Source organism: Bacillus sp. URHA0034, assembly GCF_056280405.1.
In genome coordinates, this window is record NZ_JBWCDK010000002.1 from 5,195,844 (window position 1) to 5,215,264 (window position 19,421).

Consider the following 19,421-nt stretch of genomic DNA (forward strand, 5'->3'; position numbering starts at 1 on the left):
ATTAAAGCGTGAAATGCAGTGTGAATTTAATAATCATACTGCATTTTTATTTGAAAAGTATTTTTGTGAAGCTTTGGTAAATTTTCCAAAAAACATTTTTGGCTCCTCAATAAAGAACCAGTACAATCATTTTGGATTAAGTGATTCAAAAATCCTACTCAAGGTAAGTACTTTTGAACGTATCGTAGTAATCGGAGGTCTCGCTATTTCAACCTTGTTAACAATAGTGGTTGTGCCGGTTATCTATGAATTATTCCATTTTAAAAAGTCTTTCGATAAATGGTTCACAATCATTTACGTTTCCAGCACTTGGATGAATATCAACTATGATTCCGTTTTTTGTATCAATGCTTGTATGGGCTAAGAAGTGAGGTCCAGATGGCTTTCCTGGGCGATTTAATAACCCAGAGTCAGGATCAGTTTAAACGATGGAGGTTGTTTCGGTTGAGGGACCTTTTGATTTTCGTCCACTTTTCTTTTTGCCTGCTATTCTTTTCTCCTCTAACTCTTTTTCATTTTTCTTCGCTTCTTCTTCAAGAGTATTTAAATATTGAGAAGGAGTCTTCTCTACTTTTACCTTTTCAACTTTACTCTTTGAAGCACTTGCCTTGATATGTGTTGAATCAGTAACTATTACTTCCCCAGTAACGATTCCTTTCTCTATACAAAGTTCAATTAAATAATCAAAAACTTCTTGAAAAACTGTACAATCGTTAAATCTTCTTCGCCGATTCTGACTAAATATTGAATGGTCTGGAACAGGATCCGTTAAATCAAGACCTAAAAACCATCGATAAGCAATATTTAAATGAACTTCTTGTTCCAGCTGACGTTCAGAGTCAACATTAAATAAATAACCAATCAGTAACATTTTAAATAAAAGTACAGGATCAAGTGATTTCCTACCAAGTTTCGAATAATACTTTTCCATTTTGTCGTATATAAAGGAAAAATCAATTTTCTCATTGATTTCACGAAGTATATGATTTGAAGGGACAAAAACATTTAAATCAATAAACTCTAGTTTACTTTGATACTCATCTTTACGACCCATGGCCATAATAATTCCCCCAATAAAAAAACCTATTAGATTGTCAACAGCCCCAGTTGAACTCCCTTTTTTCTATTTAAATTATATTTCTACCTTAGTACTTATTTATATAATCGGAATTATCGGATATAATGACATTGAGCAGACTTGTGAACTTTTTTATTTCGATTTTCGAAGTAACTATTCGGTTTACATAAATACGTTATTGGAGGGTCTAAACCATGAAGTACAGCTATGTGTCTCATCTTGAATGCCCAAAATGTCATGAGATTTATTCCGTAGATGAAGTAAATCAGTTATGTCGTTGTGGAGCACCACTCTTAGTTAAATATGATTTAAGTGGAGCAAAATCAGTCATTAAAAAAGAAGATTTAAATACTCGTCAAAATAGTTTATGGAGATATCATGAACTGCTACCGGTTAAAAATGAGGAAAATATTGTCTCGTTAGATGAAGGGATGACTCCTTTAACACAACTAAAGAAACTAGGCGAAAAATATGCTCTAGCTCACTTGTATATCAAGGATGAGGGGATCATTCCAACAGGTTCCTTTAAAACTCGCGGCGCAAGTGTTGGAATCTCAAAAGCAAAAGAACTGGGTGTGGAACAGCTGGCAATGCCTACGAATGGTAACGCCGGTGCCGCTTGGGCATTATATGCTGCAAAAGCAGGGATCAAAGCGACCATAGTTATGCCTCAGGATGCACCGAATATCACTAGAAAAGAGGTTGCCGTTTCCGGTGCCAGTTTATATTTAGTAAATGGATTAATCAGTGATGCTGGAAAAATTGTCGCCAAGTTAATTGCGGAACAAGGTATTTATGATGCATCGACATTGAAAGAGCCATACCGTATTGAAGGTAAGAAGACAATGGGCTATGAAATTTTAGAACAATTCAATTGGCAGGTTCCGGATGTTATTTTATATCCGACTGGCGGCGGTGTGGGTATTATCGGCATTTATAAAGCACTAGTCGAATTAAAAGAAATAGGCTGGATTACGACTGACAAGTTTCCTAGATTGGTAGCTGTCCAAGCGGAAGGATGTGCTCCAATTGTAAAGGCATGGCAAGAAGGGAAGAAGGAATCGGTATTCTGGGAGAACTCTAAGACAAATGCGTTTGGCATCAATGTACCTAAAGCACTTGGAGATTTTCTCGTCTTAGAAGCCATCTATGAAACCAACGGCTGTGCGATTGCGATCTCGGAAAATGAGATTTCTGAAGCCCAAAAACAAGTGGCAGAACTTGAAGGAAACTTCATTTGTCCAGAAGGTGCGGCGACGTTTGCAGCAGCACGTATTTTACGTGAACAAAATTGGATTAAGGAAGATGAAACAGTGGTTTGCTTAAACACCGGACAGGGAATTAAATATCCAGAAACAGTTGAAACTAATAATGTAACCTTATTACAGCCGGATGATGCTATCTAAGCATCATAAATTAATGAAGGCGAAAATATCTTGGCCATTTGATTCTAAATGGATTTGGTACTAAAGACAGTGACACCTCTGATCTAGAGAAACATAGGATAGTAGCGGAGGTGTCATAAATGAAGAGATGGTTAAAAGTAGTCATTTTGACATACCTTTCGCTGCTATTTTTCGGAAGTTTTATTGCGGTAGGCATGTTGGGGACCGGTGCACTGGAAAAATCTTTGCCATTCATCTCGGAAATTAAAATCTTTTTGTATTATTTTTTTGCCGGAGCCATTGGGGGGTCACTAAGACATCTTTACATGTTCTGCACTCACTATATGGAGGACGAGTTACATGATTATCGAAAGTGGATCATGTACATTTTTTATCCTATCTTTGCAACAGGCACGGCAGTCGTAGCTGTTACCATTATCCAAAGCGGGATATTATTAATTCAATTTACGGATTATCAAGATACGCCTTATGCACCAATAAGTATAGCTTTCTTTGTAGGATTTGGTTTTAATCGCTTTGTTAAAAAGCTTAACACAGTATCAAAAGACATTTTTCAGACGAATCGTAAGAAAAGTAACGGGGATGAAGAAAAAATGGATGAATCTGAAGAAACCTTGAACGAACAATCGGAAGGCCCAAACCACCCTACAACCAACGGTTCATAATAAATAAAATAGCCGCCGTGCGAAATCACATGGCGGCCATTCATCGTGAACTGGCTTAATGATTTAGATTTAAAATGAGATATAGCTCATTAAGGTCCCGAATTTCATAGGTAGGAATAATCCCAGTATCGTTTGGTTTACCTATTGGGTTAAACCAACAAGTATCAAGCCCAGCAAGCTGTCCGCCTTTAATATCAGAGCTTAAGGAGTCTCCGACGATTAAAGCCTGTTCCGGAGAAACATTTGGAATCCGGGCAAAGACATAATCGAAAAATTCCTTCATCGGTTTTTGGAACCCCGTATCTTCTGAGACAAAAATCCCTTTAAAAAGCGGGTGGAGGCCTGCAGCACGCAAACGTTTGTCCTGAGTCTTGGAAACTCCATTTGTGACAATGTATAAATCAAAATGGTTTCGTAACTCGGAAATTAGTTCATATGCTCCACTGATTAATTGATGGCCTTCTTCTAAATAGCCACGGTAGTTCTGTTCTAATAAAACACCATCAACGATTTGACCGTATTCGTTAAATAAAAGGGAAAACCGGGTATTTACTACTTCATCCCGATCCATTTTTCCTTCTTCAAATGATTTCCACAGCCCCTGATTTAATTTTTTATAGTTTGCTTCCATTTCTTTTGTTAGCTGGATATTCTGACTCTCAAACAAGAGCTTTAAGGCTGACGCTTCAGCAGCGGCAAAATCTAATAACGTATCATCAACATCGAACAATATAGTTTTATATGGTTTCAAGCTAATTCCCCTTTGTTTCAATATGGTTCATTGATTTTTATTTTAGCGCAGAAAAGCGCCAGATGCCATCCATTTAATTGGAAGGCATCTGGCGCTGGGTTAATAAAGTTATTTTTTAAATACATGGCGGCCAATGACAAGGGTTGTTGCTCTGGAATCAAGCCAGCGGTTAGTTGCAGTGGACGGATTATAAAAGAATAACGAGCCTGCGGCTGTATTACGTTTTTCATCTAGTGCCTCCTGAACGGCTTTAATTGAGTCTCCATCAGCGGGCTGATTGATTTCTCCATTACGGACAGGCTGAAATTGCCCTTTTTGATAGATGACCTCTTTAATGGAGTCAGGGAACGCTGGGCTGGCAACTCTATTTAGAACCACACAGGCAACTGCGACTTTGCCTTGGTAGGGTTCACTTTCGGCCTCAGCTCGGACCAATCTTGCCAGCAAATCTAGTTCATTTTCAGAATAACCTACTGTTATTTCAGGTTTTGAAGCAGTATGTACGGCTTGTCCAATCGCATTAACTTCCTGCTTTTCTGTATGGATCGTTTGTCCGACATAAATGAAATCAAGATTTTGTACTTGCGGATTTAGTCTCGCTAACTCTTGTAATGAAAGATTGTGACTTCTAGCAATTGCTGACATCGTGTCCCCGCTATTTACGGTATAAGCAAATGCAGACGAGGTAAATAGTAGCGATAACATAACGGTTATGATTATCATTAGCTTTTTCATTGTATGTTCCTCCAGTCGTACTCTCTTATTTATGTCTATTTCTATGAACTGAATCGCTAGAATAGTATTACAGAGTTTTACAATTACATTACATAATAATAGAGTGATTATTAATTGGAAGAATTGTTTGATAGGAAAGCTCTATGAGAAATAATCAGGAAAATATAGGTTATCCTAAAAAGTGATTTTATTTATTTGCTCTGTTAAACGAAATTGTTGTTTTTTATACTCGTATGATTGGAGCGGAAGGCGCTCGACTCCTGCGGGAGTACAGGGCAGGGGAGACCCCACAGGCGCTTAAGCGCCGAGGAAGCTCCCGGGGACCGCCCGCGGAAAGTGAGCGTCTGTAGCGGAAATCAACAGCCATATATAACAGACAGAGCCTATTTTTTTAAAGGATGTGAATCGATGGAATTTTTAGCTTATACAGAGACCTTCTTAAAATATATAAAGGACTATTTAATCTTAAGAGTTGTGTTTATGATCCTCATCCTCTCGGTGAGTTCCTTCGTGATTAACCGGAGTGTCGATTGGTTTTTTCGTAAATCACATTTATTAGAGGATGAAGTCGAGCAAACCATTCAAGGGGTTATCCGATCTGCCTTAAAATACACTTCTGTGACCATCGTGATTGTTTACCTCATCGGCCAATTTATGAACCTAAAGGGCTTATTAGCAGGTGCCGGTATTGTTGGTGTTATCGTCGGTCTTGCAGCTCAAGAGGTTTTAAAAGATATATTATTGGGATTGGTTCGTCTGTCCGATCGAGAGTTTCGGGTCGGAAATTATGTCACATTTAATAGTAATAACTCTGGAACAATCGAGGAGATAGGGATCCGTTTTATGCAAATTCGTGAATGGTCCGGGAAATTATTGACGATACCACATGGGGAAGTACGTACCATCCAAAATTTTAATAAAGGGAAAATGCGCGTCATTGAACGAATAACAGTCAGTTATCAGGAAGACCCACAAAAGATGAAGCAGTTAATGGAACAAGTCTGCAGTACTTGTAATGAAGAATACTCCCAATACCTATTGAAAATGGAGGACGGCAGGCCCGAGCAGGAATTTCAGTTTATTGGCATTACAGACCTAAACCCAAATCAGAAATACGTTGGGTATGAGCTTTGTATGGTGGGCCTGGTTTGGCCTGACGATTATTTCGAGGTATCGAGACAGGTAAGGTTTGAATTATTAAAGGTATTTCATGAACATCAAATTAATATGCCTGGAATTGTTCTCTATAATGAATCCTTATTAGGTCCAACTTCTCCTGACAACATGTAAATCATTTTTGATTTGGGACTGTGGACCTTGTCGCATAATGATTGCCGGAAAAATTATCGAGGCGGCAAAAGCCGGTGATCAAGCAAATGTTAATCAATTTAATAAAGATTGGATCCGGAATGCCGATGAAATTGTAACATTCTTAATGAACGCGAACCGAAATTGGAACAAACAGGTTCTATCAGATATGTTTTATACCCATTTAAAATTAACGACAACTGAAGTGGAAGACTGATTAAAAGGGGAAAGGATCGCCGATATCAAAACCGCCGGCATCAATGAGCCCCATCTTATTCATATGGGTCACTTTTTAACAGATGGAATTGTTAAACAGTTTCCTATAGATTCAGATAAAAAAGAAGGAAATCAAACGTAAATGTTACGAAAGATTCCTTCCTTTTTATTTCTTATTCCTTTTTTTATTACGAAAAGAGGTTACGTTGGTTTTTAATGAAGCGTAAGAGCCAATCGCAGCATATCCATAAAACCAGCCCATAAACACACCAGAGATGAAGCTGTGTTTATGGCTAATAAAAATAGAAATCCCAAGTCCGAACAAAACAGCGATTGTGGGAACAAACCATTTCGGAATTTTAAAATAAACTTTAATGAACTGGGTTAATACCATAATAATTGGGATCGCAAAGACAGCGTCCCAAAAATTCATTTCAATGGTAGGAAAATCCAAACAATAACACACCTTTTTTCCTTTATTATGTGTAAACTCCGCAAAATTATTTTGACCCAGTTAGGTTAGGCAATGGACTTGTGCAAACTATGATAAAATGAGTCTGTCTAAATAGATACACGGTGTAGAAAATAGGAGGAATTTAGGTGGAATTAGGGATTAGTACATTTGTAGAAACCACCCCGGACATTCAGACGGGAAAAGTGATAAGTCATGCAGAGCGACTGCGTGAAGTCGTGGAGGAAATTGTCCTAGCTGATCAGGTAGGCTTGGATATATTTGGAGTAGGGGAGCATCATCGTAAAGACTATGCGGCGTCTTCTCCGACACTTGTCCTTGCTGCTGCAGCCTCACAAACAAAAAGGATCAGACTGACGAGTGCGGTAACAGTCCTATCATCAGATGATCCAGTCCGGGTATTTGAAGATTTTGCCACTTTGGATGGCCTTTCAAACGGCCGAGCAGAAATTATGGTAGGCCGAGGCTCGTTCATTGAATCGTTCCCATTGTTTGGATATGATCTGCAAGACTACGATGAATTGTTCGAGGAGAAGTTGGACCTTTTATTAAAATTACGGGAGTCTGAGAAAGTCACTTGGAGCGGAAAACATCGTCCGGCGATTCAAAATCTAGGGGTATATCCTCGTCCAGTACAGAATCCGTTGCCTGTGTGGATTGGCAGTGGGGGAACGCCCGATTCCGTTATTCGTGCTGGGCTTTTAGGATTGCCGTTGGTTCTAGCGATTATTGGCGGTCGTCCTGTCCAGTTTGCACCGCTTGTTAAACTCTATAAAAGAGCGGCAGAACAGGCAGGGCATGATGGTTCAAAGTTAACGGTAGCGTCGCATTCCCATGGTTTTATTGCAGATGACATGGATACTGCTGCCGATAAATTTTTCCCATCTACACAGCAAGCGATGAATGTACTTGGACGTGAGCGCGGCTGGGGATATTACGATCGGTCGAGTTTTGATGCCGCACGGAGCTTTGAAGGGGCACTATATGTGGGGGACCCTGATACAGTTGCAAAAAAAATCATCCATCTCCGTAAGAATGTGGGAGTGACAAGGTTCATGCTCCATGTGCCGGTTGGAAGCATGCCTCATGGGGATGTCTTAAGAGCGATTGAGCTGCTGGGTAAAGAAGTTGCGCCACGGGTTCGTGAAGAAGTGGCTAAATGGGAAGCAGCGCAATAAATTCTTAGCATTTAGAAATGAAAAGCTTGTAAAATAGGTCCTGTTAGGACAATTTTACAAGCTTTTTTCAGTTAAATTAAACCTAATTTCTCCAACCCGTAGGCAACTCCATCTTCTTCTGCAGACAGTGTCACCATATTTGCTGCTTGTTTTAATTCATCAGAGGAAGCCTCCATGGCTACCCCCATTCCAACTAATGAAAGCATTTCAATATCATTTAAACCGTCCCCGAAGGCCACAGCTTCGTCAGGTGCAATACCCAGCTTCTCCAATAACTTTGTGATACCAACAGCCTTATTGGAATTTGTCAGATTGACATCACATGTCCTTGCTCCAGAGCTCCATCTTCGGAAATCCAACTCAGGAATTTTTGCCTTATAATGAACCTCTTCCTCTAAATTACAATGAAGGAACAGTTGATAAATATCCTGATCCATCCAAAACCGTGGTGATGCCAGTTCAGGTTTCCATGGATCACGACTATAGGCTTCAACCACAAAAGGATGACTCAGGTCGGTCGCTTTAAAGCTAGAACTGCTTAAGAACGTAAGCGGATGCTGAAAATCCCCAGATAACAGTTGAACCCTTTTCAAGATATTTTTATCGATTGCATTTTGAAAAATTTCCTTACCTTCATGAAAAACATACGAACCATTAAAGAAGATCATTGAATTTACCCCAGTATCCTCGATTACAGACGTTGAGAAATAGGGAGCTCTTCCTGTAGCAATGACCACTTCCAGATTTCGATCTTTTAACCTTTGAATTGCATCCTTAGTTGCAGGACTAATGGTTTTTCCATGTGGAACTATAGTTCCGTCTATATCTAAGATGACAACCTTATAATTCATCAAACACACTCCTATGATGCTTTCTAGCGTACCTTAACAAACGGATGTAATAACTCAGTATATCACAACTATTTCGATTAAAAGTTCCTTTCAAAAGTGTAAACAAATTATATCGTAAATCAACAGTAAAAGATCAGTTGTATGCGTGGTGTGATAGATAGTATTTTATTATACTTCGACTGATACTCCAGCTATTCCTTAAAAATAAAAAATGGTTGATAGAGGATCTACCAACCATTGATAAAACTATAAAAACATCGTTCCAGAAACCATGATACTGAACAGTGAACCGAAGATTAATCCAACTGAGGCAAACATCATCAGGACTGTGCCGTGGGCTTTACTTCGATCATGAAAAGTAAAGAAACCCATCAAGAACGCAGCTGCTCCAAACAAAATGGGAATGAAAACAAGTGAAAGGACGAAGAATGTCCAACCTAATACAGGATAGATGATTCCTTGTTTTTTGTTTGAGTCAGCTTCTTCATGTTTTAACGTTAATCTTCCACAATCCGGACAGACACGTGTGTTCATAACCTCAATAGATCCACCTTGGGAATTGTACATACCATCCACTCCATTATTGTTTAATTTACCAAATCATTAAAAAAATTAGGCTTTAATCTTGTGGTGAAAGGTGATAGTTGAAAGCAAAAAATGTTTTAATTAATAATTCTAAATATACTGAAAATTTACTATTAGACTACCATAATCTAGAAAAAAATTAAGTATGTACTTGAAAAAGATGTTCTTTTAACGATAATTTTGCCAACATCATGAGCAAGTTTCGGTGGATAAAAACCGTTTATAACCCATGAAGGACATGCCACGAGTACGGTTCGGCAGATAAGAAGGGTTGATAACCCCTGAAAAACAAGTCACGAGTAAAATTCGGCAGATAAAAAGGGTTGAATGTATAATAGGATATATAAGTAAAAATAATGTGAGGTTAAAAGTGGACGTAGAAAAAAACGAAGTTGAAAAAGAACAGGAAGAAATGGACTGGGACCAATTTTTTGCAGATGAACATTCAGAGGAATGGGAAAAACAAAAGGCAGCTTCTAAAAACAGAAAAAAATGGATAATTAAAATCATAAGTTCCCTGCTTGCCTTTTCCTTGCTAATAAGCGGATTACAAGTATGGTTTAACCTGTTTAATATCCCCGCAATCCAATTTGTAAAGGTTTCAAATAGACTGTCTAAACAAGCGGACGTACAGGAATATCGAAAAGCCGTCGTGACGATTGAATGGGATGGTGCAAAAGGAACAGGTTTTAACATAAACTCTGAGGGGCTAATCGTTACAAACAACCATGTCGTTGGAAATTCGAAAAGAGTAAATGTGTATTTTCGATCGGGGAAATCTTACCCAGGAAAGGTTATTGCAACTGATCCGGAACATGATCTTGCGCTTGTTGATATTCAAGCAAAAAACCTTCCTATTTTGCAGCTCGCCTTTGATTCAGACTGGGATAAATGGATCGACGAGAAAATCATCTTTATTGGGAATCCATTGTCTTTCACGCAAATTGCTAATGAGGGCACTGTCATTGGCAAAGCCTTACTAGACGAATGGGATGTACCGGTGATGATGGTGGAAGCACCGATTTATCGTGGGAATAGTGGAAGTCCGGTTATCAATAAGAAGGGCCAGGTGATAGGGGTCATCTTTGCAACGTTACAAAACCCACAAATTGATTCAAGAAACATAGTTGGAGCGGCAATACCGTCTATGTATATTAAAACAATGCTTGAAAAAGGTAGAGAGGCCCCGTAAAGGAGGTCTCTCTACATCTATTCTCCGCCCAGGAACCGCCAATAATAAATGGGATCCTTCCGTTCCATGAGCGTATTTTCGGATTTTTAAAAGATCATCCAATCACAAACCTAAAATTGTCAAAATTCAAACTAAGCACAACCATCTCCAATTGGTTAATGTTAAAATAAAGAGGATTAATATCGAAGAAATGGGGGGGAGAATTTTGTTAAGAAGACTAACTCAACATGATCATGAGGTATGCTTAAGATTGTTAAAGACGAAACCAGCAGAAAACTTATTTATCATTGGTGACATAGAGATATACGGGTATGAACAAAATTTTCAAAAGCTCTGGGGCGAGTTTAACAATAGAGGAGAACTAATTGCTGTCTTATTAAAATTCGAAGAAAACTATATACCATTTGCGATAGAATCATTTAATGCTAGAGGATTTGCTGAGATTATGTCTAATGATCCTTCATTTAAGATGATGTCTGGGCTTAAGGAAATTACCGAGCAAATTGAGCCTTACTTGATTCAACCATACAAAAGGAAGAGACAACTTTACTATGCCAAGTGTACCAAGTTAAATAATAATGAGATCAGCGTGGACCTATCGACTGTCCAACAGGCACATCCTAATGATGCTGAAGCACTTGTTGAATTACTAAATTCCGTTCCTGAATTTAGTGGTTCCACTATGACATTAGAAAGAAAACTCCGGGAATTGAAAGATCGGAGTTCGCGATCTTTTTTTATTAAGGAAGATGGCAAAATAGTATCAACTGCCTCAACGGCGGCAGAAAATTCATTGTCAGCGATGGTTGTTGGTGTAGCTACGCTAGAGAACTACAAGAAAAAAGGTTTTGCTACTAAGTGTATGCTTAAGTTGTGCAACGAACTTTTAGATGAAGGAAAAGAACTATGTTTGTTCTACGATAATCCTGAAGCTGGAGCTATCTACAAGCGAATTGGATTTGAAGACATAGGATTCTGGATGATGTATACATATAGCTAGAGGTATAGATGTAATTCTCTAAATTTAATATATGAAAAAGGCAGGGGATTCCTCTGCCTTAACATAATAAACTATCTCTCTTTGAGAGGAACTTCTTCGTTGATTATAGCGTTATTCCACTTTGACCACTACAGTATCAATGGCATTATAACCGTAGCCCTTCCGGTTCCAAAATGGTTCTGAAAGTTGAACATTGCCTTCAGAATCAGTCGCTTTTGATTTTATGGTATATTCTCCTTTTTTAAGAGCCTCCCATTTAAAATTCCAATGAACCCATGCATATTTTTTAGATTTAGAAGTTAGTTGACAGATATTCCATGTTTGACCACCATCTAAACTAAGTTCGACCTTGGTTATGATACCTTTTCCGGTCCAAGCGATTCCTTTTATTTGATAAATCCCAGTATGCAATAATTGCCTATTTAATGGATATTGGATGGTGGAGTTTACATGGACCGTAGTGACAGGAAACTTTCCTTGATCGTTTTCTTTGTTCGGGTAGTAAACGTAGTCAACTGCTTGAAAGGGCCCGTTAAATTCTTTGTCAATCACAGTGATTTTTTTAAGCCATTTTACAGAAGCCATCGCATACCATCCAGGGACAATCAATCTGAAGGGAAATCCATGCTTGAAAGGGATAGGTTGATCATTATACTCATAAGCAATTATGGTATCTGGTTCTAGAGCTTTTTCAATGGGTAAACTTCTTGCAAAGCTAAATATATGGTTGGAATCAGGTCTTTCCCCATAGTCATAGCCTTCAAAAACGATTTCTTTCGCAGTATGAAGCAAGCCCGTGGACTTCAATAACGTCCTTAAAGAAACACCTTTCCAAATACCTTGACTGATTGCACCTTTTTCCCATTGCTCTCCAAATACCTTTGGTTGAAATAACTCACGCTTATCTCCAGAGCATTCTAAAACAACTTTTATAGTTTTCGATGGCAATGAATGTATTTCCTGTAAAGAAAATGTTTTTGGAGTATGCACCAATCCCTCAATCGGGAGAAAATAGAAGGATGAAGTAAACTGAGGATAGGAAAAATGATTTCTTCGGTAAAATAATTTATCATCGACAATCTCACCATCTAAAAATTGGATAGGTGACTCTTGGTTTTCAGGCCTTAAGGACTTTGTATTAAGGTAGGGCTTTACTCCAGGTTGGTAAGAATGTATCAAGTAACTACCTCCTTAAAAATCAATCTACTCCCTAATGCATATGTATTTGAAAATTAATTATTCAAAACAGCTTTTACTGTAAAATTTGCCAATGACCAGTGCTTTACAGGCACTAATACTTCAATATAAAGAATGTGGACTTTAACAATCGAATTACACGAGAAAGCCACTGTTTATTTTGAAACAGTGGCTGTTTAACATCCTTTAGGCTAGGAGAGCTTTTTAAAATTCATCCCAAAAGTCAAGATCTCATAATTATTTTTTAGAATGAATCCATAATTGTTGTTATGGTCAATGATGATATCCCCATCAAGACGACGAATCACCAGTGGGTCAATCAGGATTGTAATCCCATCTGTTTTAAAAATTTCTTCACTTTCTGCCTGCTCAACCTGAGCAAGTTCATACATATAGGTGGCCCCTCAACCAGTGGTACGGATTTCGTTTATTCTAACGAGCGGTCCTTCTCCCAGCGAGGTTATAAGCTGCTGATTTGCGTCTTTTGTTATCGTAACTTTCATTTTATTTTCTCACCTCAATATAGATATTTCCCTATCCTTAAGCAAATAAAACCAAATAAAGGTAGTAAGTACAAGTATAGTCTATTGTGGCGATTATGTGAAAATTTTCGATTCGACTAAAGAGTGTGATATTTTGATAGGACGGGATGTTTGAAAATGGTAAAATAATAAAACGTAGAAAAAAAGGAGACAACAGGTGTGAACAAAATAGAAATCATTGCGCGCAGAATCCTAGGCTGGAAGTTAAACAGATGGGATCGCTGGTACGATTATGAAAAGGAACAGTTTATTCCAGTTTCGGAGTTTCAGCCTGAAGAAAATCTAGAGCATGCACTGCTAATTGTCGAAAGGTTAAAAGAGCTGGGATTTAACTATAAAACGAATGGGACAACGGGTGCTTGCTTTAATGATGTTTGTGAAACGGGTGAAACTTTAGCGCAGGCGATCACAAATGCAGCCTATTCGATTGCAGATAATAGCTCGATAGATGAAGGTTGGCTTTAGTTCTAAAGGGGGATATGTTATGAAAAAACCTATTATCGGCATCACCGGTGCCTATGTTAACCATAATCATTATATGGAAGGTGTCTATGTGCATCATGATTACCATAAGTCAGTAGCCGTAAATGGTGGAATACCCATCATTCTTCCTTTTCTTAACGCAGAAATAGCGCTTGAAACGCTACCTTTATGTGATGGAATCATTTTAAGTGGAGGAGAAGATGTGGACCCGCAATTTTATGGCCAGGACCCTCATCCACAATTAGGACCAACCATTCCTGAGCGGGATAAAGTGGAAATTGCCATTGTAAGATATGCAATGGAAAACAACATTCCCCTTCTGGCGATTTGCAGAGGAGTACAAATCTTGAATGTGGCTCTTGGTGGGACCTTAATACAGGATATTCCTAGCCAAGTTAAAGAACCGATTCAACATACCCAAATTGTAAACAGAAGTCGTGATACTCATTGGGTGAGCATTCAGAAAGAAAGTAAATTATTTCAATTACTTGGCTCTGAACAAGTCAGAGTAAATAGCCTTCATCATCAATCCATCGATAAGATTGCCAGTGAGCTACGAGTTGTCGCTCGGTCATCAGACGGGATTGTTGAGGCTGTAGAATATGTTCATCCAAGTACTTTTACAGTAGGAGTTCAATGGCATCCTGAATCCATGGCAAGTACAAATGATCGAATGAACAACTTGTTTGCTGAATTTATTAAAAGCAGCATGAAAGTTCCTGTTTTATAAACTCTAGAAAAAGGAGGATCAATGTATGAAGAAAATTTATCTGGATTATAATGCGAGTACCCCATTGGCACCTGAAGTGGTAGATGCCATGCAGCCTTTGCTAACAGATTTTTATGGAAATCCCTCTGCTCTCCATTGGGCAGGAAGCCCAGTTAAAGAGGTGTTACAAAACGCGAGAAAACAAGTGGCTAATTTAATAGGAAGCTCGGCAGGAGAAGTTATTTTTACTAGCGGGGGCAGTGAAGCCAATAACATGGCATTAAAAGGATTTTACTTTAAAAATCGACATAAAGGCAATCATATTATTACCTCTAAAATTGAACATCCTGCGATTATCAACCCTTGTAAGTTTCTGGAACAAGTAGGAGCAAAGGTCACATACGTAGGTGTCGACCGGCACGGGAGAGTTTTACCGGAAGAAATCGAAAAGGCAATCACAAAAGAAACCATCTTGATTTCCATTATGCACTCTAACAATGAAACGGGCACAATCCAGCCAATTCTAGAGATTGGGGAAATAGCTAAGAAAAAAGGAATTGCTTTTCATACGGATGCTTCTCAATCAGCAGGAAAAGTCTCTATTGACGTGAATGAACTAAAAGTGGATCTCTTAACGATTGCTGGCCATAAACTATATGCCCCAAAAGGAATTGGCGCACTTTTTATTAGAAACGGAATTGAGCTTGAACCACTCATTCACGGAGCGGGGCATGAGTTCGGACTTCGTGCAGGGACGGAAAATACTTTATTGGCCGCAGGATTAGGCAAGGCCTGTGAAATTGCGAAGCAACAGGAAACAAATCAGCATCTACAGGAGTTGACCAGCTATTTTTGGGGTCAACTAAAGGATGAATTCGGAGAACAGGTTGTCTTAAATGGTCATCCTGAATTAAGGCTTCCGAATACACTAAATGTAAGTTTTGTCAGAAAAATAGGTCAAGACTTGCTTTCAGCAATCCCATTTTTAGCCGCTTCAACAGGATCTGCTTGTCATGCCGGAAGTATTGAATTATCACCGGTGTTAAAGGAGATGGGTGTACCAGAAGAAGTGGGGATGGGGGCGATTCGTTTTAGCTTAGGCAGGTACACGACAAAAGACGAAATCGATCAAGTGATTTTATCGCTTAAAAAAATAATGTAAGGTGTTAGGACTAACGAGATATTGTTAGTCCTATTTACATTTCCATTTCCATTAAGAAACAATAAAGAGTTCGCACGAAAACATTAATTTATACTCTTTTCCATATCCAACTTTTAAAAAAAATTATTTTTTCAGTTGTTGAATCTGTAGGTGTTGCTGCTACTCTATTTAGGGTATTTGTATTTGTAGTCATAAACTTAAAAAGTGGATGAAATACATGCACGAAAAACGCAAAGAATAAGTAGAGTGATTTACCTTTAGGAGGTTATGTATAAATTGAATGATTTGGATTTACATCACATTTTTGAAATTGGTCTAATGTTAGTCATGATTGCAGCTGGTGTTACGGCTATTGCTAAAAAGTTCAATCGACCTTACCCGATTGCCTTAGTGGTTGTTGGAACGATTATTGGACTGGTAAACATTCCAATTTTAGAGCATTTAAAGGATTTTATTACAGAAGGGGAAGTTTTTAATTTTGTTATTATTACCCTGTTTTTACCAGCATTATTAGGAGAGGCCTCATTAAAGCTTCCATACTCACATTTAAAAGAGAATAAAGGGCCCATTTTAGCCCTGGCTTTTGGAGGAACGCTTTTATCCTTTTTGATCATTGGGTTTTTTATGATATGGCTGTTGAATTTTTCCATTCCAAAAGCATTTGTTTTTGCTGCTTTAATGAGTGCTACTGACCCTGTAAGTGTAATATCCATTTTCAAAAGTGTCGGGGTAAACAAGAGATTGGCGATTGTTATTGAAGGTGAAAGCTTATTTAATGATGGATTGTCGGTTGTGCTTTTTAAAATTTCCGCCTTTTATTTACTTAACTATCTGGACCTTGGAGCAATAGGTGTAGGCTATGGTTTGTGGGAGTTTTTCAAGGTAATCTCGTTGGGCCTCATTATAGGTGGAGCACTTGGTTATGTTTTTTCTCAATTAACCAAACAATATGATGATTATCCGTTAGAGATCATTTTCAGTATTATCCTATTTTATAGCTCATTTTTATTAGCAGAATCTGTCCATGCTTCAGGTGTAATTGCTGTAGTGATTGCTGGTCTCATTTTTGGAAATTATGGAGCCAAAATTGGTATGAGTCCTACAACTAAGCTAAACATAAATAATTTTTGGGAAGTTACTGCGTTGCTAGCCAACTCAGTTGTTTTTTTAATGGTTGGATTAGAAATAACAAGGATAAATTTCAACGATAAATGGGAATTAATTTTATTTACTATATTGATTGTGCTTGTAGCAAGAAGTATTGCGGTGTATGCTAGTTTATTTTTTTCGAAGAACTTTCCTTATGCATGGAAGCATGTGATCAATTGGGGAGGTTTAAAAGGTTCTCTTTCCATCGCCTTAGCTTTAAGTCTTCCTCGTAATTTTGAAGGTAGGGAAGACCTGTTAATTATTGCCTTTAGTGTTGTTCTCTTCTCTTTAATTTTTCAAGGTCTTTCTATAACACCGTTTTTATCCATCTTGGGCGTCAATAAAGAAGAGGACTAGAACAGGGTCTGCGATGCAGACCTGTTATTAAAGTCTTCAATGTTATTTAATGTAATTGATTTGAAACTTCTTTAGAATTTTCACCTGTTATTACTTCATTAAAAATGTTATCCTTGTTATTCGAATTAGCTATATTAATTTGTGAGAAATTAGCTTTCAAAATCCGTTCTAAATCTCCCATTGTGACGGGTCTGGCATGCGGCATCAGACTATAACCTAATTCTCCATTATTTTCGATTGTTCCAACCTGAACATCTTCTATACGATTAATTCCTGCCATTCTTAAACGTTTTTCCAAGTCATCTACAGTAATTCTTAATGTTTTTAAGTTGTCTATTAATAGTTTCCTTTCAGAAATTACAGGAACTGATTCGCCTTTCAAAACCTTTTCTGTCCCGTTCCAGCGCAGAGCAATCCATTCAGTAACTACCAGAAATCCAACAAAAGTAGCAGCGGCTATTATGGAGTTGCCAATTCCCTTTCCAGCCACTTCTCCACCAAGTACAGTTCCCAATGAAATAATGATTGCCAATTGTGGGACCGTCATTTGTGAAATGGATTTTCTTCCTCCTAATCGTAGGATAAACGTTCCTACAGATGCAAATAGTATAGCTTCCCAAAAATATGTCCACATTTTTAATCCTCCATTTTTAAATTAATCTTATTGTGTTTAAATTAAAAATAAAGAAGGAGATGGGTGTACCTGAAGATGTGGGGATGGGGCGGATCGGTTTAGCTCAGGCAGGTACACGACAAAGGACGAAATCGATAAAGTCATTTATGGCTTAAATAAATAATGTAAGGTGAAAGGACTAACGAAAGATTGTTAGTCCTTTCACCTTAATAATCTTGTTCCGAAACCATGGATTCAATAAACTCGTGTAGTTTGTCCTCTTGATAATCATTCAGTTCTCTCATCGGAATAACGGTTAGTTGAGTAGGATCACTTCCACGTACTTCGGCAACTAGCATTTCATCTAAGTATACATTAAAGGCTGGTTCATTTTCGTGCGAACTCGTTATTGATTCTTTATGGAAATTTGGTTTGTTTTCTTCCATGATTACCCCACCTACTCATTAATTTCTACTCCATTACTATTTCCAATTTTTAAAGAAACAATTATTTTTTCAGTTGTATGAAATAATAAAATAGGGAGGTGATAGATGTGGATAAACAAAATAACTTTCCATCAGCCATGAATGATATGGGTGAACCTGCTGAAATGAGTCCCGCGAATGATTCACAATCAAGGGCACCAATGGTTGAAGTCAATCAACCAACAGAACCACAAGACCCGCTAGAAATTAGAAATCGTGCTTCCGTCACTGTACTCTAACAAATAAACAGGTAAAACAATTGTTTTACCTGTTAGATTTACACCATATCTTTCTTATGTTTTCGTAAAACAGTTATAAAACCATCCAAAATATCATGACTGACCGAAAAACCTTTTCGTTTGTAGAATTCCAAAGCATTTGTATTGCCATTTGAGACAAATATAAAATAATCTTCGACATCCGCAAATTGTTTTAACCAATCCATTGACATATTAAAAAGTGTAGAACCAATCCCAAATTGTCTGTATTCCTCTTTTATGTAAAAATTGGATAAACATCCTACATTACTTTTACTAACAGAAGCTAGATCGAAAAAAGTGGCAAAGTCATTAGAATAGGCTTCTTTAGCAGAAATGTTGGAGTAGACATAACCAACTGGTTTATCTCCGTCTTTTGCTACTACCGTATAATTGTGTAGGGCACTTTTGATGGACGGAATCATCCTTGTTTCAAAATTCATGCTGTCAAACAATTCAGGTTTGATCTTCGCCTTTGATTTTTGGAATACCATAAGTTCATAACATAATTCTCTACAGCAATCAATATTTTCATCCGAGATTACTTCATATGTTAATTCCATCTTTTTACTCCTAGTAGAATTTGTTATAGGACCATTATAACAAAATATTAAAGCAGGTTAGTAAATTATATTTTGACAGTCTTCGTTATCCATGCTAACATGGCTATTAAATTCAAAATGTTTGTAAAAATTACATAATAAAATGCATCAGGTGCTGTGTGATCCTTACACAGCTTAAAAGGGAAGACCGGTGAAAATCCGGCGCGGTCCCGCCACTGTAATGGTGAGCGACTTATCAAAAAACCACTGTTTCAATTGAAATGGGAAGGGATAAGGAGCGATGAACCTAAGTCAGGAGACCTGCCTGTTGTATGCGCTTGGACTCTACGGGTGTATAGGGGGGAGTGAGAAATACGTGTTGAGAAATCCTGATGGTCTCAATTCTAGTTGACTGTGCGTATCAATCTCTCTTTTCTTGAAGAAAAGGGAGATTTTTTATTGGGACAAAAAAGAAAAATATAAGGGGA

General features: G+C 37.9%; 23 protein-coding genes, 1 pseudogene and 1 riboswitch. Of the genes and pseudogenes, 13 read left to right on the forward strand and 11 right to left on the reverse strand.

Annotated features, from left to right (window positions below; all coding sequences use genetic code 11):
- The first annotated feature begins 73 nt into the window (after positions 1–73).
- Positions 74–364: a hypothetical protein gene (locus ACZ9EE_RS27295; RefSeq protein ID WP_476031700.1), complete on the forward strand. Its 291-nt coding sequence runs from the start codon at positions 74–76 to the stop codon at positions 362–364.
- Between the two features lie 57 nt (positions 365–421).
- Here ACZ9EE_RS27295 and ACZ9EE_RS27300 read toward each other — a convergent pair whose 3' ends face one another.
- Positions 422–1,054: a transposase gene (locus ACZ9EE_RS27300; protein WP_476031701.1), complete on the reverse strand. Its 633-nt coding sequence runs from the start codon at positions 1,052–1,054 to the stop codon at positions 422–424.
- A gap of 218 nt (positions 1,055–1,272) precedes the next feature.
- On the opposite strand from ACZ9EE_RS27300, the gene ACZ9EE_RS27305 reads away from it, so the two are divergent.
- Both ACZ9EE_RS27305 and ACZ9EE_RS27310 read left to right on the forward strand, forming a co-directional pair.
- Positions 1,273–2,484, forward strand: a complete 1,212-nt coding sequence (locus tag ACZ9EE_RS27305; RefSeq protein WP_476031702.1) for a threonine synthase — start codon at positions 1,273–1,275, stop codon at positions 2,482–2,484.
- Positions 2,485–2,603: 119 nt separating this feature from the next.
- On the forward strand, positions 2,604–3,149 hold the full coding sequence (locus ACZ9EE_RS27310) for a hypothetical protein (protein WP_476031703.1): 546 nt from the start codon (positions 2,604–2,606) through the stop codon (positions 3,147–3,149).
- 55 nt (positions 3,150–3,204) lie between these two features.
- Here ACZ9EE_RS27310 and ACZ9EE_RS27315 read toward each other — a convergent pair whose 3' ends face one another.
- Positions 3,205–3,900 carry a YjjG family noncanonical pyrimidine nucleotidase gene (locus ACZ9EE_RS27315; protein ID WP_476031704.1) on the reverse strand — a complete coding sequence of 232 codons (696 nt, stop codon included), beginning with the start codon at positions 3,898–3,900 and terminating at the stop codon, positions 3,205–3,207.
- A 108-nt stretch (positions 3,901–4,008) separates the two neighbouring features.
- A complete protein-coding gene (locus ACZ9EE_RS27320) occupies positions 4,009–4,635 on the reverse strand; it encodes a cell wall hydrolase (protein WP_476031705.1) in 627 nt (208 codons plus the stop codon).
- A gap of 408 nt (positions 4,636–5,043) precedes the next feature.
- On the opposite strand from ACZ9EE_RS27320, the gene ACZ9EE_RS27325 reads away from it, so the two are divergent.
- Both ACZ9EE_RS27325 and ACZ9EE_RS27330 read left to right on the forward strand, forming a co-directional pair.
- Positions 5,044–5,925, forward strand: coding sequence for a mechanosensitive ion channel family protein (locus ACZ9EE_RS27325; RefSeq protein WP_476031706.1), 882 nt, complete (start codon positions 5,044–5,046; stop codon positions 5,923–5,925).
- Between the two features lie 37 nt (positions 5,926–5,962).
- Positions 5,963–6,160, forward strand: coding sequence for a hypothetical protein (locus tag ACZ9EE_RS27330; protein ID WP_476031707.1), 198 nt, complete (start codon positions 5,963–5,965; stop codon positions 6,158–6,160).
- Between the two features lie 165 nt (positions 6,161–6,325).
- Here the strand turns inward: ACZ9EE_RS27330 and ACZ9EE_RS27335 are convergent, their stop codons facing one another.
- Positions 6,326–6,613, reverse strand: coding sequence for a hypothetical protein (locus ACZ9EE_RS27335; RefSeq protein WP_476031708.1), 288 nt, complete (start codon positions 6,611–6,613; stop codon positions 6,326–6,328).
- Positions 6,614–6,759: 146 nt separating this feature from the next.
- Here ACZ9EE_RS27335 and ACZ9EE_RS27340 point away from each other — a divergent pair, with 146 nt between their 5' ends.
- Entirely contained in the window at positions 6,760–7,809 is a 1,050-nt protein-coding gene (locus tag ACZ9EE_RS27340) for an LLM class flavin-dependent oxidoreductase (RefSeq protein WP_476031709.1), read from the forward strand.
- 71 nt (positions 7,810–7,880) lie between these two features.
- Here the strand turns inward: ACZ9EE_RS27340 and ACZ9EE_RS27345 are convergent, their stop codons facing one another.
- Positions 7,881–8,660 carry a Cof-type HAD-IIB family hydrolase gene (locus ACZ9EE_RS27345; RefSeq protein ID WP_476031710.1) on the reverse strand — a complete coding sequence of 260 codons (780 nt, stop codon included), beginning with the start codon at positions 8,658–8,660 and terminating at the stop codon, positions 7,881–7,883.
- Between the two features lie 246 nt (positions 8,661–8,906).
- Positions 8,907–9,227: a hypothetical protein gene (locus ACZ9EE_RS27350; RefSeq protein ID WP_476031711.1), complete on the reverse strand. Its 321-nt coding sequence runs from the start codon at positions 9,225–9,227 to the stop codon at positions 8,907–8,909.
- Positions 9,228–9,615: 388 nt separating this feature from the next.
- On the opposite strand from ACZ9EE_RS27350, the gene ACZ9EE_RS27355 reads away from it, so the two are divergent.
- Both ACZ9EE_RS27355 and ACZ9EE_RS27360 read left to right on the forward strand, forming a co-directional pair.
- Positions 9,616–10,437, forward strand: coding sequence for a S1C family serine protease (locus tag ACZ9EE_RS27355; protein ID WP_476031712.1), 822 nt, complete (start codon positions 9,616–9,618; stop codon positions 10,435–10,437).
- Between the two features lie 205 nt (positions 10,438–10,642).
- Positions 10,643–11,437, forward strand: a complete 795-nt coding sequence (locus ACZ9EE_RS27360; RefSeq protein WP_476031713.1) for a GNAT family N-acetyltransferase — start codon at positions 10,643–10,645, stop codon at positions 11,435–11,437.
- Between the two features lie 111 nt (positions 11,438–11,548).
- Here ACZ9EE_RS27360 and ACZ9EE_RS27365 read toward each other — a convergent pair whose 3' ends face one another.
- Both ACZ9EE_RS27365 and ACZ9EE_RS27370 read right to left on the reverse strand, forming a co-directional pair.
- Positions 11,549–12,616 carry a sulfite oxidase gene (locus ACZ9EE_RS27365; protein WP_476031714.1) on the reverse strand — a complete coding sequence of 356 codons (1,068 nt, stop codon included), beginning with the start codon at positions 12,614–12,616 and terminating at the stop codon, positions 11,549–11,551.
- Positions 12,617–12,825: 209 nt separating this feature from the next.
- Positions 12,826–13,026: a hypothetical protein gene (locus tag ACZ9EE_RS27370; RefSeq protein ID WP_476031715.1), complete on the reverse strand. Its 201-nt coding sequence runs from the start codon at positions 13,024–13,026 to the stop codon at positions 12,826–12,828.
- A gap of 309 nt (positions 13,027–13,335) precedes the next feature.
- On the opposite strand from ACZ9EE_RS27370, the gene ACZ9EE_RS27375 reads away from it, so the two are divergent.
- The 4 genes and pseudogenes from ACZ9EE_RS27375 to ACZ9EE_RS27390 all read left to right on the forward strand — a co-directional run.
- Positions 13,336–13,641, forward strand: a complete 306-nt coding sequence (locus tag ACZ9EE_RS27375) for a BC1872 family protein (RefSeq protein WP_476031716.1) — start codon at positions 13,336–13,338, stop codon at positions 13,639–13,641.
- 19 nt (positions 13,642–13,660) lie between these two features.
- Positions 13,661–14,389, forward strand: a complete 729-nt coding sequence (locus ACZ9EE_RS27380; RefSeq protein ID WP_476031717.1) for a gamma-glutamyl-gamma-aminobutyrate hydrolase family protein — start codon at positions 13,661–13,663, stop codon at positions 14,387–14,389.
- Between the two features lie 25 nt (positions 14,390–14,414).
- Positions 14,415–15,530 (forward strand): cysteine desulfurase family protein, encoded by a 1,116-nt coding sequence (locus ACZ9EE_RS27385; RefSeq protein ID WP_476031718.1) that lies wholly within the window; start codon positions 14,415–14,417, stop codon positions 15,528–15,530.
- Positions 15,531–15,806: 276 nt separating this feature from the next.
- Positions 15,807–17,033: pseudogene (locus ACZ9EE_RS27390) on the forward strand (cation:proton antiporter); the annotation flags it as partial.
- Positions 17,034–17,082: 49 nt separating this feature from the next.
- Here ACZ9EE_RS27390 and ACZ9EE_RS27395 read toward each other — a convergent pair.
- Together ACZ9EE_RS27395 and ACZ9EE_RS27400 are read right to left on the reverse strand one after the other, a co-directional pair.
- The gene (locus ACZ9EE_RS27395) at positions 17,083–17,670 is read right to left on the reverse strand and encodes a DUF421 domain-containing protein (protein WP_476031719.1); all 588 of its coding nucleotides are present in this window, start codon (positions 17,668–17,670) and stop codon (positions 17,083–17,085) included.
- Positions 17,671–17,876: 206 nt separating this feature from the next.
- On the reverse strand, positions 17,877–18,095 hold the full coding sequence (locus ACZ9EE_RS27400) for a hypothetical protein (protein ID WP_476031720.1): 219 nt from the start codon (positions 18,093–18,095) through the stop codon (positions 17,877–17,879).
- A gap of 107 nt (positions 18,096–18,202) precedes the next feature.
- Here ACZ9EE_RS27400 and ACZ9EE_RS27405 point away from each other — a divergent pair, with 107 nt between their 5' ends.
- The gene (locus ACZ9EE_RS27405; protein ID WP_476031721.1) at positions 18,203–18,373 is read left to right on the forward strand and encodes a hypothetical protein; all 171 of its coding nucleotides are present in this window, start codon (positions 18,203–18,205) and stop codon (positions 18,371–18,373) included.
- A gap of 38 nt (positions 18,374–18,411) precedes the next feature.
- On the opposite strand, the gene ACZ9EE_RS27410 is transcribed toward ACZ9EE_RS27405, so the two are convergent.
- Positions 18,412–18,954 (reverse strand): GNAT family N-acetyltransferase, encoded by a 543-nt coding sequence (locus ACZ9EE_RS27410; protein WP_476031722.1) that lies wholly within the window; start codon positions 18,952–18,954, stop codon positions 18,412–18,414.
- A gap of 132 nt (positions 18,955–19,086) precedes the next feature.
- Positions 19,087–19,276: riboswitch (cobalamin riboswitch) on the forward strand.
- The last annotated feature ends 145 nt before the right edge of the window (positions 19,277–19,421 follow it).